This is a genomic window from Desmonostoc muscorum LEGE 12446, from assembly GCF_015207005.2.
Taxonomy (GTDB): domain Bacteria; phylum Cyanobacteriota; class Cyanobacteriia; order Cyanobacteriales; family Nostocaceae; genus Nostoc; species Nostoc muscorum.
Window position 1 is genome coordinate 164,321 of sequence record NZ_JADEXS020000001.1, and the last position, 18,845, is coordinate 183,165.

Genomic DNA, 18,845 nt, shown 5'->3' on the forward strand with positions numbered 1-18,845 from the left:
TTTTAAAAGTCATAACTGATGTATCAAATATTTTTTACCCCACCCTAACTCTCCCCTTATAAAGGGGAGGGAAGTAGATTATTTTCCGGTTTCTCCCCAATACATCGGGGGAATTAAGGGGGGTAATCATTCTATTAAAATCACAGCCAACCACTTTTAAAACATCCTCTAACAAAGGATTGATATCTAGAAAGCTGATATTTTGTTTAGAACGTTCTTACAGATTTCTCAGCAAAATTTAAATTTTTAGGTTGTGGGTGGTTAAGTGGAAATAAAAAGAGAGCAGTTTGTTCAGATATGATTTTTGGAATTTTACTTCGTTTGAATAAATGTAGATATTATTTTATCCTACAGATATAGTGTGGGGATTCATAATTTAATGAAAAAACTCCAGAAATGTTTGTGACAAATCTGGAGTCAGGAAAGATACGCATTTACCTATACCAATTTTTTCTCGGGATAGAATCCCATGTCATCAGGGTATACACTCAAATGTAGTAAATTATATCCGTTGACTCGCTATTGTGCTTCTGGTTTACACACTTTCAACGCAAAATAGCCCCAGTTGAACTGGGGCTATTTTGCGAGAGTTGTTTGGCAGAGGAGTACATCAACAAGTGATGCTCCGTGTTAGATATAAATAATTCAGTATGCATTCCTATTCAACCTTGTTTTGCCATATCCGGATGATTTAGAGGATGTTTGAAAAGTATTGGGCGAATAGAATTTGCTACTACACAAACAAAGTCCACCTCCGTGGGCTAATACAAAATCAAGGGTTTTTAACCTGCGGAGGCAGGTTTCGCCTGTGTAGCCGCGATTTCCAATCGCCGAGGCAAGTAATAAATTAGACTTTTCAAACAACCTCTTAGAAAATTTTGATCGCTTTATCAAAAAGAAACTCCAGATACGCTTAAGGCGTTCTGGAGTAGTAACAGGTTTCTAACATAAATAAATTTTTACCTATGCGATCGCCAGATGTCGTTAGGGTATATACTCAAATATGTTTTATGTCTCATCAACCGCAAATCGATCAACAGATTACCTTCTTTTATACTCACGATCTCAAGGCATCCACAGAATTCTACGAACAAAAGCTAGGCTTGGAGTTGTGGCTTGATCAAGGAACCTGTCGAATTTATACTATTACTGGCTCTGGATACTTGGGATTGTGCCAAGCAAGCGAAACATCAATTTCTTCACCTGAAAACCAATCAAGTGTTATTTTTACCTTGGTAACACAACAGGTAGATGAGTGGTTTGAATATCTCCAAGAACGTGGTGTCAAATTTGAAAAGCCACCTACAATGAATAATAAGTATAATATTTATCATTGTTTTTTACGTGATCCCAGTGGTTATTTGATAGAAATTCAACGTTTTGAGACTAATCACGAAAAAAGACATAACTAATGTCATGTCTTCACACTGAATTTACAGGGCAGGATTTGTACAGGTTAGAACTTGCTGATTTACTAGGGTACATGATAGCGATTAATCCCTTACGGTCATCATCGATAGGCGTGTACCTTTTCTTCTATAGACTTATCAAGGCAGTTTGCGAGATTTATGCAGCCTACGTGAAACTTTTACATTTCTTTACAATTAGCTGCATAGGCGTAGCCAGCTGTAGGTATCGCTTTTGAATTTTTTCGCACAGAAAGCAGTCCTAAATGAGTTGCAAACAAATCTACTCCGGTACAGACAAGGGTTAAGCGCGTCTCTACCTACTCCCTACTGGCTACTCTCTGTCTCTATGAGTAGTTTATAAATCAAATATAGCAAGGGACTGGGGACTGGGGACTGGGGACTGGGGACTGGGTGAAAAGTCTTTTTGTGTCTAGGTTTATCATCTGTTAATGTCTTAACCACCAAGGCTTTTGCTATAGGATTGCTATACAGTCATTGATACAAGCATACTTCCTTGATTCATAGTGCCAATTTTTACGTTATTCTACTTGGCAAGATTGCTGACTCTAGAGCTATTATTTTTAAGTAATTATTAAGATGTTCTCTTAGGGTGACTACATGAGTGCTGTAAACCTGAAATGGATAGACACAAAATTACAACTTAAGGGTTCAGTAGTAAAGGCGATTTATAAAAAGGTTCTATGGTGTGGAATTTTTGGATTTTTCGTTTCTGTACTTTATCATTGGAAGCTGCCTGTATCCCAACCTATTTTAGGAAGCGTTATCCCTAGTATTGTTTTGGGTTTGTTACTTGTATTTCGTACAAATACTGCTTATGAACGATTTTGGGAAGGTAGGAAATGCTGGGGTTCTCTAGTAAATAATATCCGAAACCTGGCGCGGCAAATTTGGGTATCAATTGATGAAATATCCCCAGATGATAAAGACAAGAAAATTACAGCATTAAATTTATTGGTAGCTTTTGCTGTGGCAACTAAATTACATTTGCGCGGAGAATCTGTCAATGATGAATTAGAAGAATTAATGCCATCTAGTAAGTATGTGAAACTGAAGATTATGAATAATCCTCCCATAGAAGTAGCTTTTTGGATAGCAGATTATTTACAGCAGCAATACAATCGTAACTGCATCAATAGCTACCAATTAACAGCCATGCAAGAATTATTAAATAATCTTGTGGATAATTTAGGTGCTTGTGAACGCATTTTAAAAACACCAATGCCCCTGGCTTATGCAATTCATCTGAAGCAATTACTGTCACTATATTGTTTACTACTACCATTTCAAATTGTGAGTAGTCTCGGTTGGTGGACAGGCTTAATTGCTGCTTTAGTTGGTTTTACAGTGTTTGGTATTGAAGCCATCGGTTTGGAAATAGAAAATCCCTTTGGTTATGATGCCAATGACTTACCCCTAGATGCAATCTGCAATACAATGAAACGCAACATCGACGATTTAACGAGCTTGACTCCAAATGCGCGATCGCCAGAAAATAATGTGACCTATTGAAAAATTTTCAGAATTTGTTTGATCTTTGCAACTTCCCACAAATAAAACTTGTGAACAACAAGATAGTAATTAACTGAGCCATCAGTTAAAGTCTCGTCCTACCTCAAAGCTAGGAATATCCATTGGAGTATTGATTTTTAGCCAATACCTAAGTTAGATTATTGAGTATTAAGCGCTACTTGTAGTTACTACTTAGTTGTTACTTTTTCTTAGATTTTACAAAATCCCGAAAAGCTTGCTAATCATGGCTTTTGGCGGTTATTTTTGACCAAAAACACAGTTTTTCAATCAAATATTTTGTCCTAAAACGTGGACAAATTGAATCTTTACTGTAGAATCAAAACCAACTTCAAACATATAAAATACCTATTACTTTTGGAGGTAGGATTATTAATCCTTCTAGCAACTTACCAGATGCCAAATTTGCTCCGAATGCAGACTCCTCAGTCTTGCAAATTTGGGGTGGGCATCCTTTACAAGGTCATGTGAAAATTAGCGGGGCAAAAAACGCAGCATTAGTAATCATGGCTGGAGCCTTGCTGTGTCCAGGGGATTGTCGCATCCGTAATGTTCCCTTATTAGCGGATGTAGAGCGGATGGGTCAGGTGTTATCGGCTTTGGGTGTACGCTTAACACGACAGGGTGACATCCTAGACATCAACGCCAGCGAAATTAAAACATCAAAAGCTCCCTACGAGTTAGTTACCCAGTTGAGGGCGAGTTTTTTCGCTATTGGTGCGATTCTGGCAAGACTAGGAGTCGCCCAGATGCCTTTACCAGGTGGTTGTGCTATTGGAGCAAGACCAGTTGATTTGCATGTCCGGGGACTCCAAGCAATGGGAGCTGAGGTGCAGATTGAACATGGCATTTGTAATGCCTACATTCCTGGCAGCAGCAGGAGGTTAAAAGGAGCGAAAATTTACTTAGATATCGCCAGCGTCGGAGCCACAGAAAACTTGATGATGGCGGCTACCTTGGCAGAGGGCGAAACAATTATCGAAAACGCTGCCAGAGAACCAGAAGTAGTTGACTTGGCTAACTTCTGTAACGCGATGGGAGCAAAAATTACTGGGGCGGGGACTAGCAGAATTATTATCGAAGGAGTCCCCAAGTTGCATTCTGTTGACTACAGTATTATCCCCGATCGCATTGAGGCAGGGACGTTTTTACTGGCAGCGGCAATTACCCGCTCAGAACTGTCTCTCTCGCCGGTGGCTCCAGAACATCTCATACCAGTGATTGCGAAGCTGCGGGATATTGGAGTCACAATCATCGAGGAAGCGCCCGAACACTTACGTATTCTCCCAGCAGAAACCCTGAAGGCAACAGATATTGAAACCCAATACCATCCAGGTTTTCCCACAGATATGCAAGCGCCGTTCATGGCTTTGCTGACATTGGCGGAAGGCGACAGCGTAATTAACGAATCTGTGTTTGAAAATCGCTTGCGTCATGCCTCAGAGTTAAATCGTTTGGGGGCAGATATTCGTGTCAAAGGCAATGCTGCTTTTGTCCGGGGAGTACCAAAGCTCTCTGGCGCACCAGTATTGGGCACAGACTTGCGAGCATCAGCAGCACTAGTCTTAGCAGGACTAGCCGCAGAAGGACAAACCACAATTCAGGGATTACAGCACCTCGATCGCGGCTACGATCGACTTGATGTCAAGTTGCAGCAATTGGGAGCTAAAATCCTGCGGGTGGGTGAACCATCAGTAGATGTAGAAATCGTTCCCAGCGTCAGTAGTCTGTGAAGTTGAAATTGATGCTCTCATGAGGGGGATGAGGGAGATGGGGAGGCAGGGGGAGATGGGGAGGCAGGGGGAGCAGGGGGAGAATAACTCCTAACTCCTAACTCCTAACTCCTAAATCCCCCCTACCCCCTGCTATGTCAGGAGGTAATGCCGACCCTACTTAAATCGCTATACTATCTGTGGGAGGCTGTTTATTTAAGCAGCCAGTTTCCATAGTTGTATTTTTTATAGCTTGCTGCACTATGTCCTTCTTCAAAACCCCCCTGATTGGTTTAAAAGCTGATTCATTTCGCCATCCATTAGACCTAGAATCGACTAATGCCCTCAAGCAGATACCAGGCATCGATATGTTGGTGCGAAATTGGCTAGGCCCAATGGCAGAGCAGGTTTTTTATGTGGAAAATATTGCCTCAAGCATTCTGGTGGGTGAAAAACAACTGCCTGATTTACACCAGCTGTTGTTAGAAGCCTGCAAAATCTTGGATATCGAGCCTCCCCAGTTGTACGTCCGACAGCATCCGGCTCCCAACGCTTACACCTTTGCTGTGCGGGGTAAGCAGCCTTTTATTGTCCTGCACACATCCTTAATTGATATCCTCACACCAGAGGAAATCCAAGCGGTAATTGCCCACGAGTTGGGACATCTCAAGTGTGACCATAGTGTTTACTTGACGCCTGTGAATTTATTAATATTAGCTGCGGCAATTGTCCCCAATGTCGGAGGCTTCATTGCCCAAGCGATACAAGCACAACTTTTGGAATGGGTACGCTGTGCTGAGTTTACCTGCGATCGCGCCGCATTGCTAGCAACCCAAAACCCCAAAGTTGTTATGTCCGTGTTGATGAAACTAGCTGGTGGTTCTCCCACCTTAGCGCCGCAACTAAACCTCGATGCTTTTGTTGCCCAAGCTCGTGCTTATGATGATATCAGCAAGACCGAACTCGGTGAAATGGTCAAAGCTGCCCGCACAGCCCAATTAACCCATCCAGTACCAGTATTGCGGGCGCGAGAAATTGACCGCTGGGCAACCAGCACAGAATATCAATCTTTAATTCAAGGTCACGGACTTAAGCCTACCAATAATGAAATTGCACTCAAAGGCGGCTGGCGAAACTGGTAAATATACTTAAATTACAACCACTTTCTTAGGGTGGGAGATTTTCATCGGCCAGCGCATAGTCAGTTTATGTGTGAAATAGTGCGTGCATTTTCCTGTAAATAAGAGTAGAACCCCAGCAAGGGCGATGCTGCGATCGCTTTTCCTGGGGTTCTCAAGATCATCTGTAGGCGATCGCTAAAATTCACTCGCTGAATAAGGGTCTACGCACTTTTGATGCTTTAGATTAAGCTATAGCAATCCGATTTGATTTCTGAATGACTTGTAGAGGTAAGGGACTGGGGATTGGGGACTGGGGACTGGGAAGGAGCAATAAAGGTGTACTGAGTTTTGTTCAAAAATCAAATATGAGTCCTATATTATATTAGTATGAGTCATTTTTACTACTAATGGTAGGAATATGAACGTCGAAAAACTATCTATTTCCTTGCCACCATCTTTAGTGGAGTTTATCGAAAATTATAAGCTAAATAAAGGATGCAAATCTCGTTCTCAAGTGATTGAAGAAGCATTGGAATTACTGCGAAACCGAGAACTAGAAGAAGCTTACCGACAAGCATCTACTGAAGTTGACAGCGATTGGGATCTGACACTAGCAGATGGTTTAACAAATTGAAATTGCATTTAGGATTAAGTTGAGTTGGACTGTAGGTTAGCAATTGGGCGATCGCACTTGCTGTGTCTGTTGACTCACCGAAGAACCGTCTACTTGTAAAATACTGCTACAGGCCAAAAATCAGCTAATGACCAGGTTTCCCTACGACCAGTTCGCAAAAGACTATCTTAAAGAATTGTTACAACCACTAGGTGAAGTGGAAACAAGTCGGAAAGTTCCGGCACAAATCCGAGAGATCGATGTTTATTTTATACCTTCACCCCAATCAAGCGATAGGATAGAATTAGGGTTGTTAGGCAAATTTGCGGCGGAACCTGCTTTAATTGAACCATTTAGAAATGCGGCTACAATTGCAGAAATTCGCAGTTGCATGAATAAGTTATTTGATATCTTTGCTGAAGTAAAGCGCCAAACTAAAGCTGATAAAAACCGGATTCTAGAATCAGAATTACCACGTTTGTGGATTTTGTCACCTACGGCTTCTGAATCTATCTTGAATGGTTTTAGAACTAGCCCAGATGAAGATAACTGGGGAATAGGAGTACATTTTCTCGGTGATTATTTGAGAACAGCGATCGTAGCTATTCACCAATTACCCTCGACAGAAGAAACATTATGGTTGAGAATTCTAGGTAAAGGCAGAGTCCAGCAACAAGCCATAGATGAACTAGAAGCACTTCCCCAAGAAAATCCCTTGCGTTCCAAAGCAATAGATTTATTATTGAGTTTAAAGACGACCTTAGAAGTAAATCAAAATATAGACGATGAGGATAGAAATTTAATTATGCGCTTATCACCTATTTACGAGCAAAAATTAGCGGAAGCTAAACAAGAAGGAATTCAAGAAGGAATTCAAGAAGGAATTCAAGAAGGAATTCAAGAAGGAATTCAAGAAGGAATTCAAGAAGGAATTCGAGCAGAACGTCGCAATGTTATAGAGAATTTTTTGCGAGTTAGGTTTGGTTCTTTAGATGCAGAACTAAGAAAAATTGTTGAACCTTTATTGGCATTATCGCCAGAAGAATTTACTCCTTTATTGCTGCAAGTATCCAGGGAAGAGTTATTAAATAGGTTCCTGAGGGATTTATCATAACTTTGGTGGGATTAAAAAACATCCCATTGCTTAACCCAAGGTCGCTACCATGACAGTTGTACCTCACGACGATCGCTTTCAACCCATTAACCTGTTTGAGTACGAAAAACTCGCTAAACAGTATCTATCCCAAATGACCCTTGATTACTACAGTAGTGGTGCTTGGGACGAAATCACCTTGCGAGACAATCGTAGTGCCTTTGAGCGAATCAAGTTACGACCTCGGATATTAGTCGATGTTAGCGATCGCCATCTCAATACCTCCATTTTAGGACAACCCCTGCAATTACCTTTGTTGATTGCACCGATGGCTTTTCAATGTCTGGCTCATCCCGATGGAGAAGTCGCCACCGCCTTAGCTGCCGCATCAGCTGGTGTGGGCATGGTGTTAAGTACAATGGCAACAAAGAGCATTGAAGAAGTAGCGAGTGCGTGTGAGCAATTTCCAGATTCCCTACGCTGGTTCCAGCTTTACATCCACAAAGACCGAGGATTGACTCGTGCTTTGGTAGAAAAAGCCTATAAAGCAGGTTACAAAGCACTTTGTCTCACCGTAGATGCACCAGTTCTCGGACAGCGGGAAAAAGATAGACGTAATGAGTTTGCTTTACCCCTAGATTTACATCTAGCGAATCTTGCAGCTATCTCAGGCCTAGATATTTCCCATGAAAAAGGCGAATCTGGGTTGTTTACCTATTTTGCTCAACAGCTAAACCCAGCAGTTACTTGGAGGGACTTGGAATGGTTGCAGTCTATATCTCCACTACCCTTAGTTCTCAAAGGAATTTTACGCTCAGATGATGCACTGCGGGCTGTAGAATATGGAGCCAAAGCAATTATTGTTTCTAATCATGGAGGCAGACAACTCGATGGTGCGATCGCTTCTTTAGATGCTTTAGCCGAAATAGTACCAGTAGTCAATGGTAGGGTAGAAGTACTCTTGGATGGAGGTATCCGTAGGGGCACAGATATTCTCAAAGCCCTGGCATTAGGAGCAAAAGCAGTACTCATCGGACGACCCATTTTGTGGGGACTAGGAGTAGCAGGACAAGCCGGCGCATCTCATGTGATCTCACTTCTACAAGATGAGTTAAATATCGCAATGGCACTTAGCGGCTGTGCCAAGCTACAGGATATTGACGCTAGTTTATTAAAGTTTGCACAGATTTAAGCGATGAATTTTTAGATTTGTTGTTGCAAAACTGCGAAATAGAGTATAATGGGAAAGTTGAATAAATGGGCGGGTGGCGAAACTGGTAGACGCACCACACTCAAAATGTGGCGACCTTGCGGTCATAGGAGTTCGATTCTCCTCCTGCCCACTACCAAAAAATATCATATATTTTTGTACTCATAGATGTTCCCCGTCTGGAGAAACTCTTGTGATTAAAAAGAATCAAGAAATTACTTGTAATTTTGTGTTATATTGTGTATTATAATGATAATACTTGATTTGCACAAGAATTTAGTATTGGCGATCGCAGATACTCATAGTATCTAGAGAGTAACTATCCAGTAGCACAGAGGTCAAAGATTATGCGACTAAAAAGATGGGAATCTCCCCGTAAAGAAGGTAGGAATGATAAAGGTAGGGGGGGTTCTGCGAGGAAGCGGCAACTCAAAAAGCAAAGGCAAATGTTACGGCAAAGACTTAAGGAAGGTAACAAACCAGAGGATAATAAAAATAACAGAGCAGGGGAAGATAAAATTATCTTCCCCTTTTTTTATGCCTTTTCCGTTCAGCAAAAAAGAAAAATTATGAATTTTTAAATACAGACTTTGAATTTAGTCAGGATTCCTATAAAAACCCACGTTTTAAAATCAACTATAAAAGTACTTGACACAAACCCATGACTAGCTGCTATATTAGGTAGGGTGAAGTTGTTGGGGCGTAGCCAAGTGGTAAGGCAGCGGGTTTTGGTCCCGCCATCCCTAGGTTCGAATCCTAGCGCCCCAGTAAAGCTAAAGACAGGCATAAAAGCCTGTCTTTTTGCATTTAAATTAGATAATTGTAAATTCATTATTGAAAAATCACTTGTCAGGCGATTTCAGAGCTTGATCGAGAACCTGCCGAGCTTGTTCTGCTTTAGTTCGTGCTTCCTGGTAACGCACATTAGCTTGAGCAAAATTTTTGAGAACTTTAAAGCCTTCCTTGAGTCGAGTAATTTCTTCTTCAGTCACTGACTCGTCAGTGAACAGAACATCAACCGCTTTACGAATTTCCAACGCTTCAGATCGTGACTCTTGAACTTTCAGCTTGAGGGTGGCCAAGTTACTCAAAACCTGAACAGCTTGGGTAATGGTGTCCTCACCGTTAGCAGTATCAATACTTGCTTCTTTAACCTCAATTAGTTGTTGAGGACCAAATCCTTCTTCGAGTTCCGTGGGTAGCTTACCTGCATCCATCAGTTCCATCAACTGATCCATTGCTTTGTCACGGGCTTTGGCTGAATCTTTTCCAGAAACAGTGAGGATAATTTCTGGGCTTTGAGCGAGGGTGTACTGAACCATATTTAGGCAGAAAATTTGCTGGTTAATTAAACCAAGGAAAATAATTTTAACATATTGCGTGTCAAGTTATTTGTGAGTTTATTTATGTCTTTGACAAGGCATTCAAAATAAAACTTTATACTTGAAAAAAGAAGAGTATATTTTCGCAGGAGGGGAGAGGAATGACTCTCAATCCCACCATTATGCAAGCGGTGGAACAACTGGGTTACCGTGTCACCGTTGGTGATGTGGCAACTCAGGCAGGATTGAATGTCGCCCAAGCTAATCTTGGCTTGTTAGCCCTAGCATCTGATGCTGGCGGACATTTACAAGTAGCAGATTCAGGTGATATTGTTTACCTATTTCCGAAAAATTTCCGCTCAATTTTACGTAATAAATACTTCAGGTTACGATTGCAGGAATGGTGGAAAAAAGTCTGGAGTGTTCTATTTTACCTGATTCGGATTTCTTTTGGAATTTTCTTAACTGTTTCCATCGCCTTGATCAGTATTACCATCATTATTATCATCACCGCTGCCAATTCAGACCGTGACAGTGATAATGGGCGCAGTAATTCCGGCGGTGGGTTCTTCTTTTTCCCAGATTTATTTTGGTATTTTAGCCCAGATCATAATACCCACTACCAGGAACGGCGAGATGAAAGGCGACAACAAAGCGATTTGAATTTCTTTGAAGCTGTGTTTTCGTTTTTATTTGGGGATGGTAATCCTAACGCCAACTTAGAAGAACGTCGCTGGCAAGAAATCGCTACGGTGATTCGCAGTAACGGTGGCGCAGTGGTAGCAGAACAAATTTCTCCGTATCTCGATGACATTGGGGAGGGATATCAAAGAGATTACGAAGATTATATGCTGCCGGTGCTGACGCGATTTAATGGACAACCATCCGTCAGTGACCAAGGGCAAATTGTATATTACTTCCCAGAGTTGCAGGTAAGTGCAGCTAAAAAGCGTCGTCATTCAATATCAGTTTACTTAGAGGAATTTCCCTGGCGTTTTAGTGCTGCAAGTTCAGGGCAAATTATGCTGAGTGCTGGCTTGGGTACCCTTAATTTTGTTGGCGCTTTAGTATTGGGAAGTTTATTGAGAGATGGTACTGTTGCTGCTCAATTAGGCGGACTAGTGGCTTTTGTGCAAGGAATTTATTGGCTGCTGTTGGCTTATGGAGTTGGTTTTTTGGGGATACCGTTATTGCGCTATTTTTGGATTAAGTGGCGCAATCAAAAAATTGCTGCACGCAACCGCGATCGCCTCGATCGCGCTAGGCTATTAGCAAGTGCAGATAGTTCTTTGCAGCAAAAGATTGACTTTGCACATCAGTTTGCGGCAGAAAAAGTTATTGGGAATGAAGAATTGGTCTATTCGACGGAAACCGACTTAATGGAACAGGAAGTCGAACGTTCTGCACAAATTGATGCTGAATGGCAACGACGGTTAGATGAATCTTGAAGAAGAATTCAGAATTCAGGAGTCAGAATTCAGGAGTCAGAATCAATAGGTTGGCGGATTTAGATACAGGAGAATCGTTGACGGTGCGTTAGCCTACGGCATAACGCACCCTACATTTCACTAAAAGACGTGATACCTAAAAGACGCGATAAATCGCGTCTCTACATGAGGGTTTTGGGTTAAAACAAGGGGGTGAAGCCCCTTGTTGATTTTTTGTTGTGGGTGGACTAAAGGAGAAAAACTGCTGGGGTATCATATAAAACTGTCGTGGAGAAACTTTTCAGAGAATTTATCGGTCTGGTTCTCCAAATTCTGCAAGAATACGCCATGTCATCTTCTGCTCAAGGTATTCCTGGATTACCTGATTTAACACATCCGATTGAGCTTGTGCAATTTGGAACTCAAGCGGTTACAGCTTCACTATTATTAGTATTTTTAGTTATAGCTTTGGGAATTGCGATCGCTCTGGTGAGTTTTTCTTTACGTCGCCACCAAAGCGAAAATGTCATTTTCATTGGTGAATGGGCTGTTCGTTATTCCCAACTGTTGCGGGGATTACAACATTTAACTCTAGTATTAGTTCTCTTGGTGCCGGGATTTTTTCTCTGTTCAACTTTGAGCAATCGCTACCATCACTGGGAACAAGCAAGGGTGGCTCAAGTCGCGGAAAGTGTTGCAGGTGAAAGGCTCGAACAGTCTGCCCCCCAAGTGCGCTACTCTATTCAAGAGCCGTATTCATATACAACCCAAGTCAACGGCAAGATAGTTAAGGTCAATGATACGCGAGAAGTTACCCGCTTCTTGACTTTGGCTGGTTCGCAAATTCAAGTCAAACTTGACCAAAGTGTAGATGTTCCAGGTCGCAGTTCAATTTATCGCGTGGAATACACTGCTGATTATAAAGTAGTTAACCAACTTAACAATATTAATAATTTTTTCTTTGAAGCATCGCCACCTAATGGCTACTCGCTACTTGCTAGCTACAAAGTAGAGCGTGATGGTACTAGGCTACAACAAACCAATCCCGGAGACTATGGCTTTCCCTTCCGTTTGCAACCAGGGGAAGCAACCACCTTTCGAGTTACCTATCAAGCTCAAGGGGGGCCGCGCTGGGTTTATGATGCTACCGGACAGTTGCTTTCTAACTTCCGCCTCACAGCAATTGCCAACTTTGCTCCGGCTGATTTTGCCAGCGGTATTGTACCGAATGAGATAAAAGTTGATGGGCGCAGCACTCAGTTTACTTGGATATTCAACGATAATGTTTCAGTTAAAAATCCATTTGGAGTGTTTACTAATACCGAACCCGTTCGTCACACTGGCATCATTCCTCGGCTGTTGTTGCTAGCACCAGCAATATTTTTGTGGTGGATATTATTGTTATATTTATCACTGCCGATGAGTTTCAAAAATATAGCGATCGCTGGTAGTATATTTTTTGCTTGTATAGAACCCATTTGACATCTAAGAAGGTGCTGCAAGCCTCTTAATCATTAGCCTGATGAAGCAGATATTGAGTTTGGCAGTGGCACTAACCAGGGTTCGTTCAAAGTTCTTAACCAGAATTTTACAGCGCTCCATCCAAGCATTGGAGCGTTCGATCACCCATCTAGCTATTGCCGGAACAAATCCAGATTTTCCTTGTGCCGCTTTCTCTTGTTTTGAGGGTTTCGTAGAAAGTTGAAACTGAATTTTGGTCATGATCTCTGGGTAAATTCGCTCTAACTCCTGAGTCAAATATTCTGGGTGATACCCATGATCTAGCAGGATAGTAATCTTGGGAATATCGATAGGTTTTGACTTGAAGTAGTCGATGTTGAGAGTAAACATCTCAATTAATCCGGCATCATCCGAGACATTGGCGCGAGTACAGAGCGTAAAAAAGGGAAACCCAAGGGTGTCAATAGCCAAATGCCTTTTAATACCGTTGGTGGCTTTGTAGAAGCAAAAACCTTTCGACTCCACACTGGCGTTGCAGGTATTTTTCACTGCTTGGGAGTCAATGATGATCAATGTCGTCCAGTGCGGTTTTTTTTTTACCTGTTCACGCACTTGTCCATGTAAGACACTCATCAGTTCCTCAAATACCCCGGCTGCTCGCCACTGTTTGTAGTGCCAATATACAGTGGAATAAGGGGGGAGGTCTTTAGGTAAGTCTTGCCAATTGCATCCATTTTTTAGTTGATAGAGAATTCCATTGAAGATATCTCGCTTTGGCCAGTTGGTCGGTCGAGTCTGCTTCTTAGTCGGTAATATCTCTTGCAATAAGGGTTCAAAAATTTCCCATTCTGCATCAGTGAGGTTGCTGGAATACGCCATTAGTATTGGATTTTAGATGCTGAGGAGTACCTTAATTCAAAACCTCACAAGATGTCAAATGGGTTCTATATTGGCTTTGACCTATCTGGCTCGGTTGATAGATGCTCAATTGGCTTGGGCTTTCATTTCCATCATCTTATTGTTTTTGACATGGGGATTAGGTGCTAGCCGCAGTACTTCCCTTGCTGCTATCATCTGCACTATTGCTGGAGCAGTACTACCGATGTTTGGATTATTAGTACCGTTTAGCGGCCTTACCCTCAGCCTCGCAGGTTTGCTTTCAGCCATCTGGTTAGCAGTTCGTCACTGGTATGGCTGGTTTAGCTTGCATCCAGAAGACCAAAGATTACAGACTCAGAGAAACGGTAGAGATTAACTGCTCATATCGAGTTGCATTTAATGGGGAAGATGAGGGAGATGAGGGAGATGGGGAGATGGATGGAAAGCAAGCGGAAACCGCATAAATAGAGGTCAGTACAAAAGCAGGGATGGCTTCATTATCAATGCAGACTGCAATGGTAGCGCCAACATCATGCGAAAAGTAACCACACAGCTAGGGTTAAATCTAGCCGAGGTGGGTAGGGCATCTTTGATAGTGCTACAACGAATTGATTTCTTCAAGAGATTAAATAAATCATATAAACGTTGCGGAGTGGGTCTTTTAGACCCCGTAGCAACATCAGTTTAGAATCCTTCGGTTTCTAACCGAGGGAGATATCAATTCTGCACACAACTCAATACCATTTGCAAAAATCTTTGGAACAAATGAATCGGGTGTAAGAGCGTACAACTGTAGGTTATGATTAGCAAAGTTTTAGCCAAAAGTAATTATGAATAGTGATTTACTAGCTTTTTTTGCAGTTGCGGGGTTACTGATTCTTTATCTCATCTTCTCAGCATTCACGGAAATGGGTACTAAACTCCCTTGGAAGAAATAAGCTGATGGGGCGATGAATTTAGAAAATCAAAAATATGTAAGTTTAGTATGCTCGAATAGCTAAAAGATTTACACTTCTCAACCTTATTAGCCTTGGAAAAATCAGTAAACATCCTTTACGCTGAATCCCCAGTGAGTTAATCGCGCTTAGGAAGTTTCAAAGAAGCTTTGATTTCCAAAATATCCCGCTCAACAACATCAAAACGTCTGTCTAGTTCATGCAGCAAGTTGTTCAAGCCTTGCTGCATCTGCTCTTGATTTCGCCGCATGTGAGCAAAGTCTCTTTCAGATGCATATTTCTTTTTTTCAGCATTGGCATACCATAACACCCCGCCCATGACAGTGGTTACAGTTGCCAATATCAAACCGCCTAGAGCGATTAAATCACCTGCTGTGAAACCTTTCATATTTAAAGAACATCAATTTTAGATTCAACACGTAATACATCGTCTTTGACAGATGCAACTAATTCAGTCAGGTTATCGCTGGGTTGTCCTGTGAATTCGTAAATTGTCAGTTGCAGATTTCTGAGCCAATAAGCCTCAGATAAAATTAATTCATATCCACTTGCAAACTCTGGTAGGACGAGCAACTTAGAACGATTAAGAAACAGGCTGAAGATTGCAATTTCTGATTTTTGACTATTAATCCCAGCGTTAGGGAAGGCTTGAAATGCTCTCAGGTTTCCTGCCCATTTCCATCGCTTGCCAGGTGGAATGGTAGAAACTGTTTTAGCAATCAAAGTTTTGCTGCTGAACTTGCATTTGCTACTTTCCCTTCAACAATCGCTCTACCTTGTTGGGTTTCATACAGGGCATCATTAGCTTGTTTCTTAGTGGTTGTTATTTGTTGTCCTAGCGTTTCTGTCTGCTTGTTTAGCTGAGAAAAATCTTTTGGGGTGAATCAATTGCTCACGCGTGAACGCTACGCGTCAGCAATTGAATGACTCAAACACTTTCTTTCCTTGGACTTGTCAAAAATAGCACAACGAAAATGCAAATTAAAACTATTTCCTACCAACGGGTAGTCAACCTGGGAAGTTACGAAAGCAAGAGGTTAGCGCAATATCGGAACTACTAGAACGACATATACCTCTTACTTTTCTCACGGAAAATGGTCGTTATTTGGGAAGAATAGAACCAGAAGTGACTAAAAACATCTTTGTGCGTAAAGCCCAATGGCAAGCAGCTGGTGAATCAGCCCAAGCAATTCATGTAGTACAAGGTTTTGTGCGCGGGAAGTTGAAAAACTATCGTAACTTGCTTATTCGTCGTCAACGTGAAAGCTCAGGGTTAGATTTATCTGTGAATATAACACGTTTAGAACAAGCGATCGCACCAATCGAGACTACCACAAATATTAATTCACTACGCGGTTTAGAAGGTGCTGGAAGTGCTGCTTATTTTGGTTGCTTCGACCAATTAATTCGCACTACAGAATTTAGTTTTAATAAACGTGTCCGCCGTCCTCCAACCGATCCGGTTAATTCTTTACTCAGCTTTGGTTATTCATTATTGCGGCATGATATTCAAGGTGCTGTCAACATTGCCGGATTCGATCCATATTTGGGATATTTGCACTGCGATCGCTACGGTAGACCATCATTGGCATTAGACTTAATGGAAGAATTTCGTCCCTTGGTAGTAGACGCAATATAGGACTCATATCTGATTTCTGAACAAGATTTCAGATAAAACCCTAGATAAAACGGGCTTTTCAGTCTCAGTATGTTTTCAGAAATCAAATCGGAGTCCTATAGTATTGTCTGTATTAAATAAGCAGTTGTTGACAAAAGCAGATTTCCTGACAGAACCCTTGAGTGAAGCAGTTTCGCTAACACCAGAAGGGCGAAAAAGATTTTTGCAGCAATATGCACAAAAGAAACAATCCGAGTTTAAACATCCTGTATTCGGACGCAAATGTACTTATCAAGAAGCATTTGAACTACAGGCTAGATTGCTAGCCAAATACTTGATGGGTGAAACCGAAAAATATCCACCATTAGTTTTGAAGTAGAAATCGGAGAAGAAAACTAGCAATGAATGTTGTTGTGTCTTATGATATTTCAGAAGATAAACGTCGCACCAAAATTCACAAAGTTCTCAAGTCCTATGGACAGTGGGTACAGTTCAGTGTATTTGAATGCCATCTCACCGATACACAGTACGCAAAATTGCGATCGCGCTTGAACAAGTTAATCAAGCCGGAAACCGATAGTATCCTCTTTTACTTTATATGTGCCTGCTGTCTAAGTAAAGTTGAACGTATTGGTGGGGAAAAAATTCGTGATGACTCTATTTTCTTTGCCGAATGCGCGGATGGGTAGGTGTTCAAAACGAAATTGGAGGAAGTAACCTTCAAATTCGCCTGGTGCAAGAGTTTTGGGGAAAATAGCTAAGAAAGTACCCGCGCACCTTACACAGACTACGTTCTAGCTATTTTCCTCAAACCCAATGTCAATTTCACATGCTATCATTACTGCATCCGCGCTACCGAACCTTGAAAACCAAATACAAACTGTGTTTCAGGCTACCGCAGTTGAAATTTCACTTACTCCCTATTAGGGATTGAAACCGCTTAACCATTAACAAACTAGCAGCTGATGAAGGTTGAAATTTCACTTACTCCCTATTAGGGATTGAAACTTTGCCTCAATCCTTCTCTATCTGCTAATGCTATCGTTGAAATTTCACTTACTCCCTATTAGGGATTGAAACGACTTATTTTACCCAGTTCTCTTGTCACTTTACCGACATGATGGCAGTAAAGTGGAAGCAGACGATGGCAGTAAATGCACCTCAAAGGTTGATTACTTCGTGATGTAGAAAATGCGCTGGCAGAAAATCCATGAAAGAGTGGAAGCAGACGATGGCAGTAAGTATAAAAATGGAAGCACAATCGTGGCAGTAAGTATGTGCCACCAGTAAAAATCAAGAAAACCCTTATGTATCAACGGTTGTTAGGTTTACTGTATAAAAGCATTTACCCTACTTTAGGAGTGAGAATGTGAATATGGAAGTAGAAAATGCCGATGACATCAGTAGCAATGCGGTAAAAATAGCAGATAATATCATATACAAATACTGGGAAAAAACCAATTTTAATGATTGTTTATTCAGACTGTAGAAAGCAGGAAATAGCAGTCCAGGCAAAGGTTGTAAAGACTAATAGGATGGTTTTATGGAAGTAGGTAGTGTCAGTAAGTAGAAAGAATTAACGATTCTTAAATTTTGGAAGAAAAATATTGGCTTAAATATAAGTATGCAATTAAGGTAGAAATTGCATACCGAGGTAGCAATGTTGACAGAAGGTGAGTTTAGCTCATGGTCTGCATCACTCTCATTGTCATCACAGCAGTATGGAATGATTCAAAGTATACGGAGTTCTCCACCTTCCAGACGAGTCAGGGGAAGGGTTGGGAATGTTGTCGGGCGATATCCCAGTAAAAAAATGGGAGTGATAATTCAGTTTGAGAGCCACCGGAACGAATTGGCACGAATATATGAAATGGAATATGACCCAGAGGTTTTAGAATATTACGACCAACCACCAAAAATCAAATTGCAATACTGCTGTTTAAATGGAAGACAAATAGGAGTATTACATACACCAGACTTTTTTGTAATTAGACGAGATCAGGCAGGTTGGTCAGAATGTAAAACAGCAGATGAACTGGAAAAATTAGCATCAAAAATGCCAAATCGTTACCAGTCAGATAGTAACGGCAATTGGCGATGTCCCCCAGGAGAAGAGTTTGCCAAAAATTGGGGATTATATTATCAAGTTTGCTCCGACCAAGAAATTAATTGGAGGAAACAGAGAAATCTCTATTTTTTAGAAGATTATTTATCGGATAAATTAGAAGTTCCCACACAAGAGATAGTTGAAACAATCAAAATAATCTCCGCTAGTCCAGGAATAAAATTATCAGAGTTAATTGCAGCAGGAATCAATGCAGATTACATATATAAATTGATAGCAGACCAAAGGATATATGTGGACTTAGAATCATCCGCGCTATGCTCAGAAGCAGAAAGAGTGAGTTTTAAAATTCCCTATAAAACCACCAGAGACCAGAAAAATTATTCCCGAAGAAATTCAACCATATGAGGA

General features: G+C 41.2%; 14 protein-coding genes, 2 tRNA genes and 4 pseudogenes. 16 read left to right on the forward strand and 4 right to left on the reverse strand.

All coding sequences use genetic code 11. The features are described from left to right. The first annotated feature begins 1,010 nt into the window (after nucleotides 1-1,010). From IQ276_RS00640 to IQ276_RS00685, 9 genes are all read left to right on the forward strand, one after another. Nucleotides 1,011-1,412, forward strand: coding sequence for a VOC family protein (locus tag IQ276_RS00640; RefSeq protein WP_190884802.1), 402 nt, complete (start codon nucleotides 1,011-1,013; stop codon nucleotides 1,410-1,412). Between the two features lie 615 nt (nucleotides 1,413-2,027). Beyond that, entirely contained in the window at nucleotides 2,028-2,939 is a 912-nt protein-coding gene (locus IQ276_RS00645) for a bestrophin family protein (RefSeq protein ID WP_193924897.1), read from the forward strand. A gap of 389 nt (nucleotides 2,940-3,328) precedes the next feature. Next, entirely contained in the window at nucleotides 3,329-4,690 is a 1,362-nt protein-coding gene (gene murA / locus IQ276_RS00650) for a UDP-N-acetylglucosamine 1-carboxyvinyltransferase (protein WP_190884804.1), read from the forward strand. Between the two features lie 242 nt (nucleotides 4,691-4,932). Beyond that, entirely contained in the window at nucleotides 4,933-5,811 is an 879-nt protein-coding gene (locus IQ276_RS00655) for a M48 family metallopeptidase (protein WP_193925976.1), read from the forward strand. A 397-nt stretch (nucleotides 5,812-6,208) separates the two neighbouring features. After that, a complete protein-coding gene (locus IQ276_RS00660; RefSeq protein WP_190879232.1) occupies nucleotides 6,209-6,424 on the forward strand; it encodes a ribbon-helix-helix domain-containing protein in 216 nt (71 codons plus the stop codon). A gap of 127 nt (nucleotides 6,425-6,551) precedes the next feature. Next, a complete protein-coding gene (locus tag IQ276_RS00665) occupies nucleotides 6,552-7,517 on the forward strand; it encodes an RpnC/YadD family protein (protein ID WP_193920797.1) in 966 nt (321 codons plus the stop codon). 49 nt (nucleotides 7,518-7,566) lie between these two features. Beyond that, on the forward strand, nucleotides 7,567-8,688 hold the full coding sequence (locus IQ276_RS00670; protein WP_193920799.1) for a glycolate oxidase: 1,122 nt from the start codon (nucleotides 7,567-7,569) through the stop codon (nucleotides 8,686-8,688). Between the two features lie 67 nt (nucleotides 8,689-8,755). After that, nucleotides 8,756-8,839, forward strand: a tRNA-Leu gene (locus tag IQ276_RS00675). A gap of 563 nt (nucleotides 8,840-9,402) precedes the next feature. Continuing rightward, nucleotides 9,403-9,474, forward strand: a tRNA-Gln gene (locus IQ276_RS00685). A 74-nt stretch (nucleotides 9,475-9,548) separates the two neighbouring features. Here the strand turns inward: IQ276_RS00685 and IQ276_RS00690 are convergent. Then, on the reverse strand, nucleotides 9,549-10,028 hold the full coding sequence (locus tag IQ276_RS00690) for a hypothetical protein (protein WP_193920801.1): 480 nt from the start codon (nucleotides 10,026-10,028) through the stop codon (nucleotides 9,549-9,551). 161 nt (nucleotides 10,029-10,189) lie between these two features. Here IQ276_RS00690 and IQ276_RS00695 point away from each other — a divergent pair, with 161 nt between their 5' ends. Together IQ276_RS00695 and IQ276_RS00700 are read left to right on the forward strand one after the other, a co-directional pair. Then, nucleotides 10,190-11,476, forward strand: a complete 1,287-nt coding sequence (locus tag IQ276_RS00695) for a hypothetical protein (protein ID WP_193920803.1) — start codon at nucleotides 10,190-10,192, stop codon at nucleotides 11,474-11,476. 327 nt (nucleotides 11,477-11,803) lie between these two features. Next, a pseudogene (locus tag IQ276_RS00700) lies at nucleotides 11,804-12,925 on the forward strand (hypothetical protein); the annotation flags it as partial. Nucleotides 12,926-12,940: 15 nt separating this feature from the next. Here the strand turns inward: IQ276_RS00700 and IQ276_RS00705 are convergent. Continuing rightward, nucleotides 12,941-13,795, reverse strand: a complete 855-nt coding sequence (locus IQ276_RS00705) for an IS5 family transposase (RefSeq protein ID WP_235115308.1) — start codon at nucleotides 13,793-13,795, stop codon at nucleotides 12,941-12,943. 67 nt (nucleotides 13,796-13,862) lie between these two features. On the opposite strand from IQ276_RS00705, the pseudogene IQ276_RS00710 reads away from it, so the two are divergent. Next, nucleotides 13,863-14,171: pseudogene (locus IQ276_RS00710) on the forward strand (hypothetical protein); the annotation flags it as partial. Between the two features lie 698 nt (nucleotides 14,172-14,869). Here the strand turns inward: IQ276_RS00710 and IQ276_RS00715 are convergent. Both IQ276_RS00715 and IQ276_RS00720 read right to left on the reverse strand, forming a co-directional pair. Next, a complete protein-coding gene (locus IQ276_RS00715; RefSeq protein ID WP_193923992.1) occupies nucleotides 14,870-15,139 on the reverse strand; it encodes a hypothetical protein in 270 nt (89 codons plus the stop codon). A 2-nt stretch (nucleotides 15,140-15,141) separates the two neighbouring features. Then, the gene (locus tag IQ276_RS00720) at nucleotides 15,142-15,474 is read right to left on the reverse strand and encodes a hypothetical protein (RefSeq protein ID WP_193923995.1); all 333 of its coding nucleotides are present in this window, start codon (nucleotides 15,472-15,474) and stop codon (nucleotides 15,142-15,144) included. 316 nt (nucleotides 15,475-15,790) lie between these two features. Here IQ276_RS00720 and cas1 point away from each other — a divergent pair. From cas1 to IQ276_RS00740, 4 genes and pseudogenes are all read left to right on the forward strand, one after another. Further along, a pseudogene (cas1, locus tag IQ276_RS00725) lies at nucleotides 15,791-16,384 on the forward strand (CRISPR-associated endonuclease Cas1); the annotation flags it as partial. A 103-nt stretch (nucleotides 16,385-16,487) separates the two neighbouring features. After that, a pseudogene (locus tag IQ276_RS00730) lies at nucleotides 16,488-16,748 on the forward strand (type I-D CRISPR-associated endonuclease Cas1d); the annotation flags it as partial. A gap of 22 nt (nucleotides 16,749-16,770) precedes the next feature. After that, nucleotides 16,771-17,058: a CRISPR-associated endonuclease Cas2 gene (gene cas2, locus IQ276_RS00735; RefSeq protein WP_190883992.1), complete on the forward strand. Its 288-nt coding sequence runs from the start codon at nucleotides 16,771-16,773 to the stop codon at nucleotides 17,056-17,058. A gap of 971 nt (nucleotides 17,059-18,029) precedes the next feature. Then, the gene (locus IQ276_RS00740) at nucleotides 18,030-18,842 is read left to right on the forward strand and encodes a TnsA endonuclease N-terminal domain-containing protein (protein ID WP_193925757.1); all 813 of its coding nucleotides are present in this window, start codon (nucleotides 18,030-18,032) and stop codon (nucleotides 18,840-18,842) included. The last annotated feature ends 3 nt before the right edge of the window (nucleotides 18,843-18,845 follow it).

Coding starts and splice junctions, on each gene's coding strand:
- IQ276_RS00640 (WP_190884802.1), top strand. CDS start 1,011: ATGTCTCATCAACCGCAAATCGATCAACAGATTACCTTCTTTTATACT.
- IQ276_RS00645 (WP_193924897.1), top strand. CDS start 2,028: ATGAGTGCTGTAAACCTGAAATGGATAGACACAAAATTACAACTTAAG.
- IQ276_RS00655 (WP_193925976.1), top strand. CDS start 4,933: ATGTCCTTCTTCAAAACCCCCCTGATTGGTTTAAAAGCTGATTCATTT.
- IQ276_RS00660 (WP_190879232.1), top strand. CDS start 6,209: ATGAACGTCGAAAAACTATCTATTTCCTTGCCACCATCTTTAGTGGAG.
- IQ276_RS00665 (WP_193920797.1), top strand. CDS start 6,552: ATGACCAGGTTTCCCTACGACCAGTTCGCAAAAGACTATCTTAAAGAA.
- IQ276_RS00670 (WP_193920799.1), top strand. CDS start 7,567: ATGACAGTTGTACCTCACGACGATCGCTTTCAACCCATTAACCTGTTT.
- IQ276_RS00690 (WP_193920801.1), bottom strand. CDS start 10,028: ATGGTTCAGTACACCCTCGCTCAAAGCCCAGAAATTATCCTCACTGTT.
- IQ276_RS00695 (WP_193920803.1), top strand. CDS start 10,190: ATGACTCTCAATCCCACCATTATGCAAGCGGTGGAACAACTGGGTTAC.
- IQ276_RS00705 (WP_235115308.1), bottom strand. CDS start 13,795: ATGGCGTATTCCAGCAACCTCACTGATGCAGAATGGGAAATTTTTGAA.
- IQ276_RS00715 (WP_193923992.1), bottom strand. CDS start 15,139: ATGAAAGGTTTCACAGCAGGTGATTTAATCGCTCTAGGCGGTTTGATA.
- cas2 (WP_190883992.1), top strand. CDS start 16,771: ATGAATGTTGTTGTGTCTTATGATATTTCAGAAGATAAACGTCGCACC.
- IQ276_RS00740 (WP_193925757.1), top strand. CDS start 18,030: ATGTTGACAGAAGGTGAGTTTAGCTCATGGTCTGCATCACTCTCATTG.